This is a genomic window from Pseudoalteromonas sp. H103, from assembly GCF_001469205.1.
Taxonomy (GTDB): Bacteria; Pseudomonadota; Gammaproteobacteria; order Enterobacterales; family Alteromonadaceae; genus Pseudoalteromonas; species Pseudoalteromonas carrageenovora.
This window is the reverse complement of the sequence record NZ_LOFG01000001.1, coordinates 1-17,819: the sequence shown is the minus strand read 5'-3', so window position 1 is coordinate 17,819 and position 17,819 is coordinate 1. Positions and strand designations below refer to the sequence as shown.

Genomic DNA, 17,819 nt, shown 5'->3' with positions numbered 1-17,819 from the left:
TAGATAAGCCATACAAGCCGTGCGCGCCAATTTTTGTTTTTATAAAGTGATATTAAGTGGACAATGTTACAATAGCAAGGTTCACTCAATCATGTGAATATTTTGCTGATTTTAAATAGGTTATATCTTTATAATTTCACCGCGTAAAGGGGCCATTCGAGAAAGAATCTCATTTTGTAAATTATGGTTTATATTTTGCTCATTCATAGCATTTATTAGTAAATCGACTACATGATTAAAGTCTTTCTCTGTAATATGCATACCCGTATGAATTGCCACCATAGAGTCGCCATCGTATTCACATGGGCCTTCTACTAACATACACATATGCGTAATAAACCCTTGCCTAAAATGCGCTATATTACTGTGCTCAAAGTAGTGTATAACTTGCTTGTCATTACCTATTTGATAAATAAAGCTGTCAACTATTCGAGCCAAACCGGCTTTGCCATCTAACTTTTGATAAAGCGATAGCTGCGTAGAGCTTGTACACCCGTTTAGTAAAATTATACATATAAAAAAAATAGCGACGCTTTTCATTACCAATACCCTGTAACCGATAAATACCAGCCCGTTTGATCGTCCGCACCAGCAATACTACCTAAATCAAGGTATGCCGCTGTCACACTCACATGTTTATTGGGCATCCAGGCTACAAACAGATCTTTCCAGTCTTGTTCGCCTAAATTAAGGTTATTATTTTTTTGGCGATACTCAATACCTACAGCTACTTCACGGCTAAAAAATAGTGCGGTGCTGCCTTCAAATAACACTTTACCGCTTCCATTTGACCCACCGTAACCAAGTAAACCAAGTTGATTAGCTTCGCTATAGCGTGTGGTTACATTCCAAAACCAGTTATAGCCCGCAATAGCGCCTAAATGTAATTTACTTGCCGCTAAGTAATAATCGGTTCCGCTAGTGTCTTGTGCACCTACAAGTGTTGCTACTGAGCCATCATCAAGCGATTTATGCTGTATACCTAAGCTTAATTGTGGCCAATCGCTGTAAACTATATCACCGTATAAACGAATTTTAGCACCCGTGATAGATTGCTCTATTTCGGTATCAAGCGCGGGTACATCAAATCGTTGCTGAGCATAGCTAAGCTCTATTCTATTAAATAAATTAAGTTGTGCACCGCACACATCGAGTGTGTAATCAGTTACATCTGCACGGCTACAAAAACCATTTACCGAAAACTCATCTTCGCTTGCGTAACCGGCTAGTTGTGCCCACGGAACAATACCACCGCCGCCACTGCCTTCAATTTGAGAAACACCCGGTGTGGCTAATAGCTTTCCATTACTCGCGAGGCTAGAAAAACTAGTCGCTAAAAGCAATCCTGCCAATAAACACTTAATTCTTTTCATAATATTCCTTTAGCCACTCTTCTAATAGGTCTGCTTTTAAAGGTCTACTTAGGTAATAACCTTGCGCATGATCACATTTCATTTCTTTAAGTAGATTTAATGAGTCTAAAGTTTCTACGCCCTCAGCTACCACCGAAAACCCCAGTTGATGACCTAGCGTAATTGATGACTGCACTATAAATTGATCTTTTTGAGATTCATCTAGTTTTAAAATAAAGCACTTATCTAATTTTAGCTCATCAATAGGTAACATTTTTAATCGCCCAAGCGATGTTTGCCCCACACCATAATCATCAAGCGATATTTTTACGCCAACCTCTTTTAAATTTTGTAGCGCTTTTATGCCTTTTTCTTCATTTTCGATCATATCGCGTTCGGTCAGCTCAATTGTGATCAAACTAGGCGCTACGTTATGCTTTTTAAGAGTGCGCACCAGCGCTGAATGAAAACCCGGAAATGCAATATCTTGTGCAGATACGTTAATAGCCGCTTGTAAATTAATGCCTTTATTTTGCCAATCGGCAACTTGAGAAACCACGGTATTAACCACCCAAGCTGTTAGTTCAACAATAAGCCCCGACTGCTCGGCTAAATCAATAAATAACTCGGGGTTTACCCAGCTGCCATCTTTACGCTGCCAGCGTATAAGTGACTCCACTTTATCTATTTTTTGGGTAACCATATGTAATTTAGGCTGATAGGTCATAAACAGCTGCCCATCGTCATCACTTATAGCCTGCTTTAGTTCATCAAGCATAATTAAACGCTCTAAGTGCGCTTCGTCTTCACCATTTTTGTAATAATGTATATTTTCTTGATTATTAGCCGCGCTTTCTACTGCAATAAGTACACGGCGCATTAAATCGTCACTTGCCATCCCTTGTGCAGGGTACTGCACAATTCCTGCGCTAAAACGTAAGCTAATTTTTAGCTTTTGAATGGTATAACAAGCCTGCAATTGAGCCATTAAACCTACAATGCCACTTTTTTGATCCCGTGCTGCACCAGTGGGAAATACGGTTAAAAACTCATCCCCACCAATACGGGCATGAAAACCACCTAACTCATCTGAAAACTCGCTTATTCTACACGCCACGGCTTTTAAGCAATCATCACCAATACGTGGGCCTAGTTTATCGTTAATATGGCGCAGGCCTTTTATATCAATGGCAACTAACGTGTATTCGGCTTTGGCATCAAGCTCATCATCAAGTACTTCAAGCATAGCCGAGCGATTATAAAAACCGGTAAGAGAATCATGGCGAGCCTGAAAGCTAATTTGTTGCTCACGCTCATTTATATCGTTACCCATGCTATCGAATGCGGCAACTAAGGTGGCTATTTCTGTACTTTGCTTTTTGCCTTTAAACTCAAAGCTATAATTACCTTGCGCAAATTGCTTAGCTATTACAGCAAGCTGAGATAACGGTGTGGTTAAATTATTTGCAAATAAACTACTGGTTATTACCCCAATAAACATTGTTAAAATAGCTAAAATAATCAGTGTAAAAAGCAGTTTTTCGAAGTCTGTATAGCTTTGTGTTAAGTCGGCACTGAGCAAAATAATAACAGGGTGGCTCGCTAAAGACGCCAGTTCTATATCTAAATTACGGTACACCAAATACTCGCCAAAAAAGCGCGTTGTAGTAACAGTATTAAAATAAGAAACAGGTTCAAATGGGGTTGGCCGCTCTGCCAAAGAGCTAATAACAATATCGTCGGCACTGCCAATAAAGCTCACGTCCATGCCGGTTAAACTTTTTAGTTCATTAGCCACACCGTCATCTATTTTAAAACCTACAAGACTATACGCTACCGTACGCGGTGCTCTAACAGGCAGTAAAATAACCTGGTAAAGCGCATTGTTAAGAACCACAAAGCTCGACTCTTCAGGTGCACTTAATAGCTCTTCCATTAGTGGTTGTAAATTATGTGCAAAAGCATCTTCGTTAGTATTAGCCGAAATTAACTTGCCCGACAAATCGAGCAGTAACATTAGCTCGGCATCAATACGCTGGCTATGGTTAAACAACACACTACTTATAGTGCCCGCATCGCGTGTAGCAACCGCTTGTTTAAAGCCAAAGTCGGAAGTAAGCACCTTTGCAGCCGTTAGCAGTAAGCTTTCTTTAGATTTTAGATATTGCTTATAAACACTTTGTGCAACATTAATATCTTGATTTACTTTTTCTTCTTGAAACTTACTTGTAGACCACCAAAAACTGAGCAAACTGACCAAAGTGGTTAATAACACTAAGCCTACACATAAAATGGTTATACGGTTTCGTAAACTATTAGTCATTACCGGCCTTAAATTTACTCCCAAACGTATTTCGAGGAGCGGGGGATGAAGTATTTACAGTGACTAGCAACTGCTTTTGAGAGTTAATTGTTATAATTTTTTTATTCTCCAGCGGTGCTGTTTGAAGAGGATGCCATACACTCACTTGCGCAGGTAAAGTGTCTAAAGTAAGGCTAATCAGCCCTTTTTTATCGCTTTTATATACACTTTCGCTGCTAGCAACATAAATATAGCCCACCATGGAGTCGTGAATATTACAGCCTAAAACAACAACACCTTGTTGATCAAACTTAATTGGCTCTTTTGGTTGGCCAGAATATAACCTTAGCTGAAAAGGCTTAGCTTGTGAAAAAGAATATACATGATGGCGAATATTATCGCTGTTAGGAAAGTTAACCTGCTGGCCTTGTTGTACTACTAATAACTCAGGTAAAAACTGTTTATGAACCTGATCCATTACTGCAAGGGGTAATGTTTTTGGTGCTGAATGAGTGCTTGCATTAATTATCTCAACAACGGCGCCCGATAGTTTTTGGCCGTGCTGATCTTCTAATACTAAGTTTATGTTTGCACTTGAGGCAAACTGACTGTAAAACAAACCTATAGCTAAAAAATAACTATGTTTTGCATATTTTTGCAATGCCCACTTAAACATAACAACACCCAAACATTAATGTTAGGTTAAGTTAATTAGAGACGAGCACTAATTGCAAGAATTATAGCCCAGTAACTAAAAATAAAAACTGGGCTAACTCGTTATTACATACTTTAGTATTGTTATTTTACAATAAGTCCGTAATCGGCATCTAAAATATCAATCACTTCTTGGCGAGGATCTTCAGGTATTACAATATCTTTACCTACAATTTTACTTGCTATGCCTACATAAGTATTCGAGACTTCAAGCATAACAGCCTCTGGTAAAATGTAATCTTTAGCGAGTTGCTCGCGCTCGTCCATACGATCTTTGTTTAATAACACGTCACTTTCTGGCACGTTAGAAATTAATAACTGACGAAATCCCTCTTTAGAGTTTTCAACTATTTTGCCATCGCGGTAAGCCGCTTCATCCCATATGCGCGAAGAGTCAGGTGTACCTACTTCGTCAATATAAATAAGTTGTTGTGTACCGTTTAAGTCCTCTACATAGCCAAACTCAAATTTTGTATCAACAAAAATTTGATCAAGCTTTGCCAGCTCATCACTAATTAACTTAAAGCCCTCAACCAATAGCTTTTCGTATTTAGTAACGTCATTAGCCGATTTAAAATTAAATACATCTAAATTATCAGTGATATTAGCACGGGTAATATTCACATCATCAACAGGTGGAATATCGGTAACACCTTCAATAATGCCTTTGGTTGAAGGAGTAATAAGTACATCATCAAGCTTTTGGTTAGCTTTTAAACCCTCTGGTAAATCTATACCGCAAAAATTACGTGTGCCTTTTGCATAGTCGCGCCACATGCTGCCAGTAATATATTGGCGTGCAATGGCTTCTACTTTAACGGTACTTGCTTTGCGTACAATCCATACATAGGGATGCGGAATATCAACAATGTGATTCCCTGCAAGGCCTGCTTTATCGAATAACTTAAACCAATGAGATGCAACTGAATTAAGTGCTATACCTTTACCCGGCACGCCGTTTAAACCATTTTCGCCTTGCCAAATACAATCAAAAGCAGAAATACGGTCTGAAATAACCATAATTGCTAACTCAGTACCTTGAGGCACCTTGTAGCCTTTATCTTTAATGAGTCGAGCGCTGTCTTCGTCTGTTAGCCAATAAACCGAACGAACTTTACCGCTGTGTACTTCACCTTTAGTGCGAATGGGTAAATCATCGTTTACGTCTAAAACTTTATAGCTAGTCATGCTATCTCCGGGGTTAGGGATGCTCAATGAGCAAAGTATGGTATGGGGTTATAAGCGCTATATAATAAATCAGCCTACCCTAAAGCTCAATCAGCACTGAAAACTAAATAACCTGAACTCTGGTTAAGAGACTCACTAACATATTGAATTATGGTGATATTTAAATTTATTTTCTCTAGCCAGAGATTTTCAATGAAAACAAAGCGAGTTTACGCGTCAACAGCTGGCCTATTGCAAGTAAGTTCAACGCAGTTAGCGCTGAAAATAGCTGCTAGAGATAGGTTTATTATCCGGAGCTGAGGTTAAATAACCACGCAATATTTATATGGCTGTAATAATGCGGTAAACTCAGCGTGCTAACCAAAGGGGTGCCGTTTGAATTACTTATCTGCTACTAAAAATAAAAAGTACTTGATGTATATTTCTCAAAATTACTCATACGCTATTTTAAGACCTTTGCAGGCGCAAATTTTAGCGCACGGAGGTGAAGTACGTTGGTTTTTAGCTGGTAGCGAGGTAAACCCTAGTTTTTTAAGCTCAGATGAACAGCAATTGCATACAATTAGTGATGTAAGAAGCTGGAAGCCAGATATAACGTATATTCCGGGTAATATTGTTCCAAGCTTTATTCCAGGTAAAAAAGTAGCAGTTTTTCATGGTTTTAATTCAGAAAAGCGTAGCTCTGAAGGAAACCGAGGTCACTTTACCATTAGAGGCTGCTACGATTTATATTGTACACAAGGCCCTAACACCACTGAGCGCTTTAAAGAACTTGCTCTGCAGCATGGTTTTTTTAAAGTAACCGAGACAGGTTGGCCCACCTTAGACCCTTTATTTAGCGACTCACAAAGTAATCCATATAGCAGTAACGACCCAAGGCCTACACTACTTATTTGCTCTACTTTTTCACGAAAGCTTTCACTGGCCCCAAAATTATTTGAGCAGATAAAGCGCTTTAGTGACCAAGGTAAATGGCGTATTTTAATGCAGTTCCATCCAAAAATGCCAAGCGAATGGGTTAATAAATACAAAGCATTAAGTAATGAAAACTTAACCTTTATAGAAACAGACAACGTGTTACCCTTGCTCAAAGCTGCTGATGTAATGCTGTGTGATACATCATCAATACTACTGATGTTTTTACTCCTTAGAAAACCAGTGGTCACTTTTTGCAATCAAAAACCGATGCCTCACTTACTTGATGTAACACAAGCCGATGAAGTAGAAGCCGCCATAGAGCATGCATTAACAAAACCTAAAAACTTAATGCAACATATTGAAAGCTACTGCCAAGAGCTTCACCCGTACACCGACGGCCAATCAAGCCAAAGGGTGCTAAACGCAGCAAATGAGTTTTTACATAAAAACGAAAAACTAAAACCTAAACCTCTTAACCTTTTTAGAAATTTAAAAATGCGAAAAGAGTTCAACTTTTGGGGTTGGTAAAACTACACAATGATTAGTCTTAATAACGTTACCTTTAAATGGCATAAAAATGACCCTATCCCCACGCTCAACATACCTACCCTAATAATAAATAAAGGTGAGCATATTTTTTTGCATGGCCCTAGTGGCTCGGGTAAATCAACATTATTAGCACTACTGGCAGGTATTAATACCGCCACCAGCGGTGATGTTTTAATATTAAGTCAAAATTTAAATACACAAAGCAACACCAAACGAGATACCTTTAGAGCAGATCATATTGGTTATATTTTTCAAAACTTTAATTTGCTCCCTTATCTATCGCCAATCGAAAATGTAACGCTTGGCTGTGAATTTTCAAAAAGCCGACAACAAAAAGCATTAAAACAACAAATAGAGCCTAAACCTTCATTACAAAAAGAAGCCGTACGTTTACTAAACGCATTAGGGCTTAGTAAGCAGTACCATAATAAAGATGTAGCCACATTAAGTATTGGCCAACAGCAGCGTGTTGCAGCAGCCCGTGCATTTATAGGTAGCCCAGAGCTCATTATTGCCGATGAGCCCACTTCAGCACTTGATGCAAACAACCGCCAAAGCTTTATAAAACTGTTGTTTGAACAAGCAAAGCTCTCCAACAGTACTTTAGTGTTTGTAAGCCACGATGAAAGCTTAAAACCGCTATTTGATCGTGCTATTGATCTAATGAGCTTGCAGGAGCCACTATGATCCTTACTAAACTTGCCTACAAAAGCTTATTAAATCGTCGTGCAAGCGTATTACTCACGCTTTTTACCATCGCTATAAGTGTAATGCTGCTTTTAAGTATTGAGCGCATACGAGTTGATGCAAAAAGTAGTTTTAGCAATACTATTTCAGGCACCGATTTAATTGTGGGAGCGCGAACCGGCGATATACAATTATTGCTTTCATCAGTATTTAGAATTGGCCATACAAATAATGGCGTAAGCTGGCAAAGTTATGAGTACATTACTCATCAACGCGGCGTTAAATGGAGTATTCCTATAAGCCTTGGCGATAGCCATAAAGGCCAAGCGGTACTTGGTACAACGCTTGATTACTTTACGCATTATCAATTTGCTAAAAAACAGAACTTAACCTTTAACCAAGGGCATGCCTTTACAGCCATTAACGAAGTAGTACTAGGAAGTGATGTAGCAAACCGCTTAAATTATAAATTAGGTGACCAAATAGTTATATCTCATGGTATGGGCAATACCAGCTTTCATCACCATAAAGATAATCCTTTTAAAGTTACCGGCATTTTAAATGCCACTGGCACGCCAGTGGATAAAACCTTACACATACCACTGGCCGCAATTGACTTAATACATGGTAGCTCTGCTCATAACGAACACGATGAACACGATGAACACGATGAACACGATGAACACGATGAACACGATGAACACGATGAACACGATGAACACGAAAAGCATAATGATTTAACGGGGCACCCCAAACAAATTACCGCTTTTTTAATGGGCTTCGATTCGCCTTTATACACGCTACAAATTAGGCGCAATATAAATCAATATAAAAAAGAAGCACTGCTTGGCATTATGCCAACGGTAACGCTTAAAGAGCTGTGGCAAATGTTAGCAATAGTCGAAAAAGTATTACTGTTGTTTTCGGGTGTTGTAGTGCTGGTTAGTTTATTAGGTATGCTCACTACGCTGCTTGCTAATTTAAACCAACGACGACGCGAACTTGCTATATTGCGCTCTGTAGGTGCTCGCCCTTGGCAATTATTCACGCTAATAAGTATTGAGTCACTTTTTACCACCTTGCTCGGGTGCATTGTAGGCAGCGCGCTTTATTACTTAGTTATGCTTTTAGCCAGTAGCTATCTACAAAGCCACGCAGGCATAAGCGTAAACATAGCTATGCTCTCTTACTATGAACTCACCTTAATAGGCGTTATTATGGCTGCCGGTTTTATTATTGGTTTAATACCCGCCACCCGAGCTTACTTTTACTCACTCAGCGATGGCATGAGTATAAAAATATAATTTTTTAGGTATCCCATGACGTTTTTTAAAACAGTAGTTAATTACAGCTTATGCATTAGCTTATTATTTATAAGCTTTATTAGTAATGCCAACCCGCCAAAAGAGATTTTTTGGGAAGATTTAATTCCTAAAGGTCATGTACAAATAGATACACAAGCACAGGCCAATCATGAAGGCAGTGAGCAAAATTGGGTGCAACCCGATTTAGATGCACCAGTAGTAAAAGCGCTTGATGGACAATCAGTGAGTTTACCAGGTTTTGTAGTGCCGCTAGAGGGAGATAGCGAAGTAATCACCGAGTTTTTATTAGTGCCATACTTTGGCGCGTGCATTCACGTACCACCACCACCGCCAAACCAAATAGTACATGTAACAATTAAAGGCGGCGTACCTATCGACAGTTTATACGACGCAATAGTAGTAACAGGTATTATAAGTACACAAAGCTGGTCAGGCGAAATAGCCCAAGTAGGATATAAAATGAAAGCGGTAGGCGTAGCACCGTTTGAATTATAAGTTTAGCGGTCAGCGGTTAGCGGTTAGCGGTTAGCGGTTAGCGGTTAGCGGTTAGCGGTCGATTTTAGTCTAGCGATTAAGCCCGTCAACATTTTTGATAACGCCACAGTTTCATCTAACCAAACTGTACCTACAGGCTGTTTGATATAACCTATATCTATTCCAATATAAATTTGGGTCCGGGCTTCTGCAAGTGATGATCGAGCAATATCTAAAAACCTTACTTTTTCTTTATTACTTTCCCTAGTCATACCCTCTGCAATGTTGCTCGGTACAGATAACCCAGAACGAGTTAGTTGATCCCTAAATCCAAAATCCTTTATATAGGCAGTCTCTTTGTAAATTTGCGCACTTAATCGCGCTGAGCGTTTCCAGACATCCAAACTTTCGAAGTTCATAATTTAAGCCATTAGCTATAAGCTTTGCTTATACTAGACCTCATTTCGAAAAAGTAAAAGGCTGTAAGCATATACTAACTAGCTTACCTACGAAGCCCTACGACAGATAGCTGAAAACTAATAGCTAATAACTGATAGCTGATAGCTGATAGCTAATAGCTGATAGCTAACAACTGACTTCTAATAACTAAAAACGCCCTTAAATTTTCTCTAACACATATTCAGCGCGACTCACTTCAAACTCTTTTCCTTGCTCTACAAATAGTCCTGTTACTTCAGCATTATCAATAATCATTGCGTAACGGCTAGAGCGAGTGCCACCAAAACCGGCAGTGTCTTTATCAAGGCCTAGTGCTTTGGTAAAGCTTGCATCTCCATCTGCAAGTAATGAAATTTCTTCTGCGTTTTGCGATTCACCCCACGCTTTCATCACAAATGCATCATTTACCGATACGCAGTAAATAGCATCGACACCTTTAGCTTTTATTTTATCTGCAAGAGTAATAAATTCAGGTAAGTGCGCATTAGAACACGTTGGTGTAAAAGCGCCTGGCACTGCAAATAGCACTACCTTTTTACCATCAAACAAATCTTTATTAGTAAGTGTTTGCATACCGTCATTAGTTAACTGTGTTAGTGTCACATCTGGTAATTTTTGGCCTTGCTCAATCATGATAAATCCTTATTGGTGTTGATATAATATACGGTTACAGCATATAGCATTTACTAAACAGATGTTATAAAAAACCGTTTTCAGTAAAACATAAAGCCTATTATTTTTTGCATATCTAAAGCGCAGCACCCTCTAATTTCTTTTTGAATAAATTACTTTATCAGGGTCAGATCAAATAACTGATAACTAATAACTGATAACTAATAACTAATAACTAATAACTGATAACTAATAACTAATAACTGACAACGGATAACTGATAACTAACAACTGATAACTAACAACTGATAGCTGACAGCTGACAACCCAAAGCTACTGCCTATAAACGCTTTTTCCTTTCTTACTAACGTATTTATTGCTAACCTCGCATTAACGTTTTTACTATCATAAAATTTGCTAACGGAATAATTATGCTCAAAAAAATATCACTGTTTATAGGGATGGCAATCAGTGCAAACGCAGTTGCTAAAGGTGGTGTATCACCTTACTTGCCTTTAAACCAAGCACCTGAACTTGAGCACCAAGTACAACGGCTTTTAGCCGTAAGTAAAAACACTCATATAATGAGTAAACCTTATAAAGCGCATGATATTTACAGCGTGCTACAAACTATTAGGCACACTTACCCCGAGCTATATCAAACACTTTCGTACCAACTTAGCCCTTACATTCAAAGCGATGCCGGTGCATTTGCAAAAGTGACTATTGCTGCAGGTACAAAAGATAAAACACTCCCAAACCAACGTGGGCAAACCACTAAAACCAACTTAATTGTTGAAGGCGGCGCATACGCCAACTTTGGTCGCCATTTTGGTGTAAGTGTGGCAGGCATAGCCAACGAAGACGAAATATTGCCAACACAAAGCTTTGTTTACCTAGGTTATAAATACGCCCAATTAGATATTGGCTACCGTGAGCATTGGTATTCACCATTTGAAGACAGCGCCATGCTACTAAGTACACAAGCTAAAACAACGCCTTCTATAACACTTAGTAACGTAGAGCCAATAACTAGCTTTAATATTCGATACGACATGTTTATAAGCCAAATGACCGAGCAAAGCGGCATTTTAGATGAAGAAGAACAAAACGCTACTGAACGTACATACGGTAAAGGTAAACCGTATTTATACGGTTTGCATGTTAGCTTTGCTGCAACCGATAACTTAACTATAGGCCTAAGCCGCTTAATGCAATTTGGTGGCGGCCCACGTAGCGTAACGTTAAAAGACTTTGCAGAAGGCTTTTTTACTCCTGGTAGTAAAGATAATGTAGGTCGCAAAGACGCAAACGAAATAGGTGGTAATTACGAACTGGGCGATCAGTTAGGTTCTATTACCTTTGAATACAACAACAGTATTTATTCAATGCCGTATGAGTTGTATGGTGAGGTCGCACTTGAAGATACATTAGGCGGCTCGCGAAATAACGCCTACAGCTTTGGTTTATACTTACCTTTTATAGCTAACAACCACAGCTTGAGATTTGAGCATAGTAACTTACAACAAAGTTGGTATGGCAACCGACTTTACCTTGATGGTAACCGTAATTCAGGTAATGTTATTGGCCATTGGCTAGGTGATGAACACGATTACACCGACTACACACCAGCTAAATCAATGAGCGTAAATTGGCATTGGCAATTAAGCTCCATAGAAACACTTAATACCACTATTCGCACGCTGGAAAATAAGCGCGATGGTTACAAAACTAGTTACGAGCTGCAAACAGCGTATACACGTAAATTAAGTAAACCAATAATGGGTGCAAAAAGCTGGGGAGCTGAGCTTTATCAAGGAAAGGATGTGTTCGGAGAAACGTTTGCTCGCTTAGGTGTTTTTGCTAGCTTTTAAAACGTATAAACAATACAGCACTATGCTAATAAAATTGTAATTTATTAAAAAGTCTTCTAAGTATATGTTTACTTAGAAGACTCAAAAACTTTTACTTTTTAATCACTACCAAATAAATCTCGTGTGTACACTTTATCTGCAATGTCACTTAGCTCTTCAACCATACGGTTAGAAACCACAACATCAGATATTTGCTTAAACTCGTTTAGGTCTTTTATTACACGCGAATGATAAAACTCGTTTTCTTCAAGTACTGGTTCAAAAACAACAACCTCAATACCTTTAGCTTTTATGCGTTTCATAATGCCTTGAATAGCAGACGCTCTAAAGTTATCTGAGCCAGTTTTCATTACTAAGCGATACACACCTACTATTTTAGGGCTGCGTTTAATAATTGAGTCAGCAATAAAGTCTTTACGAGTAGTATTTGCATCTACAATAGCGCCAATAATATTATTTGGCACATCTTGGTAATTTGCACGTAGTTGCTTGGTATCTTTTGGTAAACAGTAGCCTCCGTAACCAAACGACGGATTATTATAATGACTCCCAATGCGAGGGTCTAAACCTACGCCTTGTATAATTTGCTTGCTGTTTAACCCATGCGCCTCTGCGTAGCTATCAAGCTCGTTAAAGTAAGCCACTCGCATAGCTAAGTAAGTGTTAGAAAATAACTTAATTGCTTCAGCTTCTGTTGAGTCAGTAAATAGCACTTCAACATCTTGCTTAATAGCGCCTTGTTTAAGTAAATTAGCAAATACAGTAGCGCGCTCACTTTGCTCACCAACCACAATGCGTGACGGATGTAAGTTATCGTAAAGGGCTTTACCTTCACGTAAAAATTCTGGCGAAAATATTAAGTTTTCAGCATTAAGCTGCTGTTTAATATCGGCTGTAAAGCCTACAGGAATAGTCGATTTTATTACCATAACTGCATTAGGGTTATGCGCCATTGCATCTTTAATTACCGCTTCAACCGAGCTGGTATTAAAGTAGTTATTTTCTACATCGTAATCGGTAGGGGTCGCTATAATTACATAATCTGCATTTTTATAAGCCGCTACTTTATCGGTAGTTGCTGTAAAATTTAGGTCACTGCGCGTTAAAAACTCACTAATTTCGGTATCAACAATCGGTGATTTTTTATCGTTTAAAAGTGCAATTTTTTGCTCATCAATATCCAGTGCAACAACTTCATTGTGCTGCGATAAAAGCATAGCGTTTGAAAGGCCTACATAGCCAGTACCAACTACGGCGATTTTCATATTATTCCTTTAGGTATAAAAGTTTTTTATTATTTTACCAGAGCTAGGCGCTAAAACGAATAAACAATAAATTTAATTAAAATAGCTATAAGTAAAAAGCCCACACTTAAAAAAGTATGGGCTTTTTTGTTATAAGTTAACTACATTGCCTTTAACGGTTTGCTCGTCATCTTGAGCAATTTGAGTCATAAAAGCAGTAAAGTCTTTACCTAATTTTTCATCACGCATTGAGTATTCAACAATAGCCTTTAAGTAGCCAAGTTTATCGCCACAATCGTGTGAGCGACCACTCATATGAAACGCTTCAACGGTTTCTTGTGTCATTAACGCATCAATAGAGTCCGTTAATTGTATTTCGCCACCAGCACCAACTGGTGTTCTAGCTAATAATGGCCAAATATTTTTACTTAATACATAACGGCCAACTACCGCAAGGTTTGAAGGTGCTGCGTCTGCATCTGGTTTTTCAACCATAGTTTTAATTGCAGCACTATTGCCAGGTGTTAATTGCACGCCATTAATATCAGCAATACCGTATTTACTTACGTCTTCCTGTGCTACTGGCTCAAGCATAATTTGGCTAGCTTTGGTTTCGTTAAAACGCTTGATCATAGCTGCTAAGTTTTCAGTTTTTTGATCAGCCGTATAAGCATCAAGTATTACATCTGGTAGTAATACAATAAAATTGTCATCGCCAACAATAGGTTTTGCACATAAAATAGCATGCCCTAAGCCTTTGGCTTCGCCTTGGCGAACGCTCATAACTGTTACATCAGCCGGGCAAATAGAACGAACTTCTTCAAGCAGCGCACGCTTAACACGCTTTTCAAGCGTAGCTTCAAGCTCGTAGCTTGTGTCAAAGTGGTTTTCAATCGCGTTTTTAGAGCTATGCGTTACAAGCACTATGTCTTTAATACCCGCAGCTACACACTCACTAACAATGTATTGAATAAGTGGCTTATCAACAATTGGTAGCATTTCTTTAGGAATAGCTTTAGTCATTGGTAACATACGTGTTCCAAGGCCCGCAACAGGGATAACAGCTTTCATATTTAGTCCTTTATTTTAAAATAATAATTTATAGTTTGATCTTAACTTACCAACACTAAAGTAGATATAACCTGAATATAACTAATAACGTGTTTTATTAAATAATAAATAAGCCCAAGGCTATCACCCGTAGGCGTGAAGCTTGCTCACGCAATAAGCAAAGCTTACATTTTTATAACACAGCGCCAGCAAGCAAGACGCCTACAAGTAAATTTAACACCAAGCCGCCCGTAGCCCGCTGCCCATTGCCCGCTGCTCGTCGCCCAAAGCTATCACCCGTAGGCGTGAAGCTTGCTCGCGCAATAAGCGAAGCTTACATTTTTATAACACAGCGCCGCTCGTAGCCCGTCGCCCATCGCCCAAAGCCACCACCCGTAAGCGTGAAGCTTGCTCGCGCAATAAGCGAAGCTTACATTTTTAAACCAACGCGCCAGCAAGCAAGACGCCTACAAGTAAATTTAACACCGAGCCGCTCGTTGCCCGTCGCTCGTCGTCCGTCGCTCGCTGCCTATCACCCGCTGCCCCTCGCCCATCGCTATCTCTCGTAGGCGTGAAGCTTGCTCGCGCAATAAGCAAAGCTTACATTTTTAAACCAATGAGCCTGCAAGCAAGACGCCTACAAGTAATTTAACACCGCGCCGCTCTCAGCCTATCGCCCAAAGCCACCACCCGTAGGCGTGAAGCTTGCTCGCGCAATAAGCAAAGCTTACATTTTTAAACCAACGCGCCAGCAAGCAAGACGCCTACAAGTAAATTTAACACCGAGCCGCTCGTTGCCCGTCGCTCGTCGCCCATCACCCGCTGCTCGTTACTACCTAACATTTCTACTTGTAATAACCTACAAGCTCCTCAACAAAGCTTTCAACTTGCGATTTAGGTAATTCGTTTATGCCTGCAGCAGCGGCACGGCCTCCGCCTGTCGCAAATTTACTACAAATATCAACGGCACCTTGCTTATTGTTAAGCGGCGCTCTTACACTTACTAAGTAACTACCTTTATTATTAAAGGTAAATACGGCATGTGCTTTATTTGGCGATTGGTTAGCTAAATCATTACCTAACACACCACTTACTCGGCGGGCCCAGGCTGCATCTTCTAACAAAATAACCTTGGCTGTATCACAATCATGTACAACCTGTGCATTAGCAGCTTTTTCCATATCGGCTTTGTAGGCTAGCTCAAGGGTATAATAAACCGAGTTTTTATCGTTTATTGCATCAAATGGAGATTTATACTGTAAAAGCAGTTCGTATAACTCTTCAGGTGCAAAGTGCAAATCGGCCACTTCACTGCCGTAGCCGTTATAATTTATGTATGTACCAAATGCTTTTAATTGTGATTTTTGTAAATCAGATAAATTTAGTTTGTCAGCTTCGCTATCTGCCTTTGCAAACAAATTATCGCCGTAGGCAGCAGTAATAGCCCATAAGTGAAATTGCTTATCAATTAAATCGCTTACAATTAAGCTTGTGCACATATTTGCATCTAAATCGATATGAGCAAATAAATTAGCATGAGCAGGTATGTCTCCCGCTTTATGATGATCTACATACATCACACGAGCTCCCGCACTCAACGCTTCATGCAGCTCCGACATGTTTTTTTCCATTGAAATATCTAATACCCGAATACAATCACCCTCTTGCGGAGTGATTTTTTTCATTAATTGAATATCTCTTTTCACACCGGTAACCTTTACAGTATCAGTAGGGTTAGCCAGTTGAAGCTGTAATAGAGCGATAATGCCATCCGCATCACCGTTAAAAATATCGTATTTCATAATGTTCTCAAATATCCAAATATAAAAAATTTATCATAGACCGTGCTCTACCCGCAGCTTTACGCCCATCGCCCAAAGCTACCACCCGTAGGCGTGAAGCTTGCTCGCGCAATAAGCAAAGCTTACATTTTTAAACCAACGCGCCAGCAAGCAAGACGCCTACAAGTAAATTTAACACCGAGCCGCCCTTAGCCCGTCGCCCTCAGCCCATCGCCCGCTGCTCTCAGCCTATCGCCCAAAGCCAACACCCGTAGGCGTGAAGCTTGCTCGCGCAATAAGCAAAGCTTACATTTTTAAACCAATGAACCTGCAAGCAAGACGCCTACAAGTAAATTTAACACCGAGCCGCCCGTCGCTCGTAGCCCGCTGCCCATCGCCCAAAACCACCACCCGTAGGCGTGAAGCTTGCTCGCGCAATAAGCGAAGCTTACATTTTTAAACCAACGCGCCAGCAAGCAAGACGCCTACAAGTAATTTAACACCGCGCCGCTCTTAGTCCGTAGCCCGTCGCTCTCAGCCCTTCGCCCTTCGCCCTCAGCAGCCACCTTCCCTAACTCTTAACTTCAATAATCTTATTTTTTATTAAATAATTAATAATTTGCTCTGCACTTTGTTCGATAGTTTGCTCAGCTGTTTTTACGTGTATTTCTGGGTGCTCAGGCACATCAAATGATGAACTAATCCCTGTAAAATTTGGGATCTCACCGGCACGTGCTTTTTTGTATAACCCTTTAGGGTCACGGCTTTCGCATACAGCTAAAGGTGTATCAATAAATACCTCTACAAACTCGCCTTTATTAACAATACTACGTGCTTGAGCGCGGTCAGATGCAAAAGGTGATATAAACGCCGTTGATACAATTAAACCCGCATCAACAAATAACTTTGCAACTTCGCTAATGCGACGAATATTTTCAATGCGATCTTCGTCACTAAAGGTCAGCCCTTTATTTAAGCCCATACGAACATTGTCGCCATCAAGCAAATAAGTATGGCAACCAAGTGAAAATAACTTTGCCTCTACTGCATTTGCCACAGTAGATTTACCCGATCCACTTAACCCCGTATACCAAAGCAGTAGCGGCTTATGGCCTTTATGTTGTTGTTTTTGCTCTCGCGACACAGTTTGAGCGTGCCATACAATGTTTTCGTCTTGGCTCATTAAAGCACCTTTTTATTATTAAACACCAAACTCCCTCGTAGGCGTGAAGCTTGCTCGCGCAATAAGCAAAGCTTACATTTTTAAACCAACGCGCCAGCAAGCAAGAC

The 17,819-nt window shown here is 39.7% G+C and carries 16 protein-coding genes; 5 read left to right on the top strand and 11 right to left on the bottom strand.

All coding sequences use genetic code 11. The features are described 5' to 3' along the window. Positions 1–120 precede the first annotated feature (120 nt). The 5 genes from ATS74_RS00085 to ATS74_RS00065 form a co-directional block, all read right to left on the bottom strand. On the bottom strand, positions 121–540 hold the full coding sequence (locus ATS74_RS00085; protein WP_058546926.1) for a group I truncated hemoglobin: 420 nt from the start codon (positions 538–540) through the stop codon (positions 121–123). After that, positions 540–1,373, bottom strand: a complete 834-nt coding sequence (locus tag ATS74_RS00080; RefSeq protein WP_058546925.1) for a DUF3034 family protein — start codon at positions 1,371–1,373, stop codon at positions 540–542. Before ATS74_RS00080 ends, ATS74_RS00085 begins: the two co-directional genes overlap by 1 nt. Beyond that, positions 1,360–3,675 (bottom strand): bifunctional diguanylate cyclase/phosphodiesterase, encoded by a 2,316-nt coding sequence (locus ATS74_RS00075; RefSeq protein WP_058546924.1) that lies wholly within the window; start codon positions 3,673–3,675, stop codon positions 1,360–1,362. Before ATS74_RS00075 ends, ATS74_RS00080 begins: the two co-directional genes overlap by 14 nt. After that, positions 3,668–4,330 (bottom strand): methylamine utilization protein, encoded by a 663-nt coding sequence (locus tag ATS74_RS00070; RefSeq protein ID WP_058546923.1) that lies wholly within the window; start codon positions 4,328–4,330, stop codon positions 3,668–3,670. The genes ATS74_RS00075 and ATS74_RS00070 overlap by 8 nt, the downstream gene beginning before the upstream one ends. A 122-nt stretch (positions 4,331–4,452) precedes the next feature. Then, a complete protein-coding gene (locus tag ATS74_RS00065; protein WP_058546922.1) occupies positions 4,453–5,556 on the bottom strand; it encodes a phosphoribosylaminoimidazolesuccinocarboxamide synthase in 1,104 nt (367 codons plus the stop codon). Positions 5,557–5,931: 375 nt separating this feature from the next. Here ATS74_RS00065 and ATS74_RS00060 point away from each other — a divergent pair, with 375 nt between their 5' ends. From ATS74_RS00060 to ATS74_RS00045, 4 genes are read left to right on the top strand one after another with little or no spacing between them, the layout of a single operon-like run. After that, positions 5,932–7,002, top strand: coding sequence for a CDP-glycerol glycerophosphotransferase family protein (locus ATS74_RS00060; RefSeq protein WP_082660540.1), 1,071 nt, complete (start codon positions 5,932–5,934; stop codon positions 7,000–7,002). Between the two features lie 9 nt (positions 7,003–7,011). Next, the gene (locus ATS74_RS00055) at positions 7,012–7,710 is read left to right on the top strand and encodes an ABC transporter ATP-binding protein (RefSeq protein ID WP_058546921.1); all 699 of its coding nucleotides are present in this window, start codon (positions 7,012–7,014) and stop codon (positions 7,708–7,710) included. Then, complete coding sequence (locus ATS74_RS00050; RefSeq protein ID WP_058546920.1) at positions 7,707–9,014, top strand: ABC transporter permease; 1,308 nt, start codon at positions 7,707–7,709, stop codon at positions 9,012–9,014. Before ATS74_RS00055 ends, ATS74_RS00050 begins: the two co-directional genes overlap by 4 nt. 15 nt (positions 9,015–9,029) lie before the next feature. Then, a complete protein-coding gene (locus ATS74_RS00045; protein WP_058546919.1) occupies positions 9,030–9,530 on the top strand; it encodes a DUF3299 domain-containing protein in 501 nt (166 codons plus the stop codon). A 44-nt stretch (positions 9,531–9,574) separates the two neighbouring features. Here the strand turns inward: ATS74_RS00045 and ATS74_RS00040 are convergent, their stop codons facing one another. After that, a complete protein-coding gene (locus ATS74_RS00040; protein ID WP_058546918.1) occupies positions 9,575–9,928 on the bottom strand; it encodes a four helix bundle protein in 354 nt (117 codons plus the stop codon). Between the two features lie 199 nt (positions 9,929–10,127). Continuing rightward, positions 10,128–10,601, bottom strand: coding sequence for a peroxiredoxin (locus tag ATS74_RS00035; protein ID WP_058546917.1), 474 nt, complete (start codon positions 10,599–10,601; stop codon positions 10,128–10,130). 410 nt (positions 10,602–11,011) lie between these two features. On the opposite strand from ATS74_RS00035, the gene ATS74_RS00030 reads away from it, so the two are divergent. Further along, complete coding sequence (locus ATS74_RS00030; RefSeq protein WP_058546916.1) at positions 11,012–12,454, top strand: capsule assembly Wzi family protein; 1,443 nt, start codon at positions 11,012–11,014, stop codon at positions 12,452–12,454. Between the two features lie 98 nt (positions 12,455–12,552). Here ATS74_RS00030 and ATS74_RS00025 read toward each other — a convergent pair whose 3' ends face one another. The 4 genes from ATS74_RS00025 to cysC all read right to left on the bottom strand — a co-directional run bounded on the left by ATS74_RS00025 (position 12,553) and on the right by cysC (position 17,712). Beyond that, positions 12,553–13,719 (bottom strand): nucleotide sugar dehydrogenase, encoded by a 1,167-nt coding sequence (locus ATS74_RS00025; protein WP_058546915.1) that lies wholly within the window; start codon positions 13,717–13,719, stop codon positions 12,553–12,555. 129 nt (positions 13,720–13,848) lie between these two features. After that, complete coding sequence (gene galU, locus ATS74_RS00020) at positions 13,849–14,769, bottom strand: UTP--glucose-1-phosphate uridylyltransferase GalU (protein WP_058546914.1); 921 nt, start codon at positions 14,767–14,769, stop codon at positions 13,849–13,851. Positions 14,770–15,593: 824 nt separating this feature from the next. Then, complete coding sequence (locus ATS74_RS00015; RefSeq protein WP_058546913.1) at positions 15,594–16,550, bottom strand: DHHA1 domain-containing protein; 957 nt, start codon at positions 16,548–16,550, stop codon at positions 15,594–15,596. A 550-nt stretch (positions 16,551–17,100) separates the two neighbouring features. Further along, positions 17,101–17,712 carry an adenylyl-sulfate kinase gene (gene cysC, locus ATS74_RS00005; RefSeq protein WP_058546911.1) on the bottom strand — a complete coding sequence of 204 codons (612 nt, stop codon included), beginning with the start codon at positions 17,710–17,712 and terminating at the stop codon, positions 17,101–17,103. Positions 17,713–17,819 lie beyond the last annotated feature (107 nt).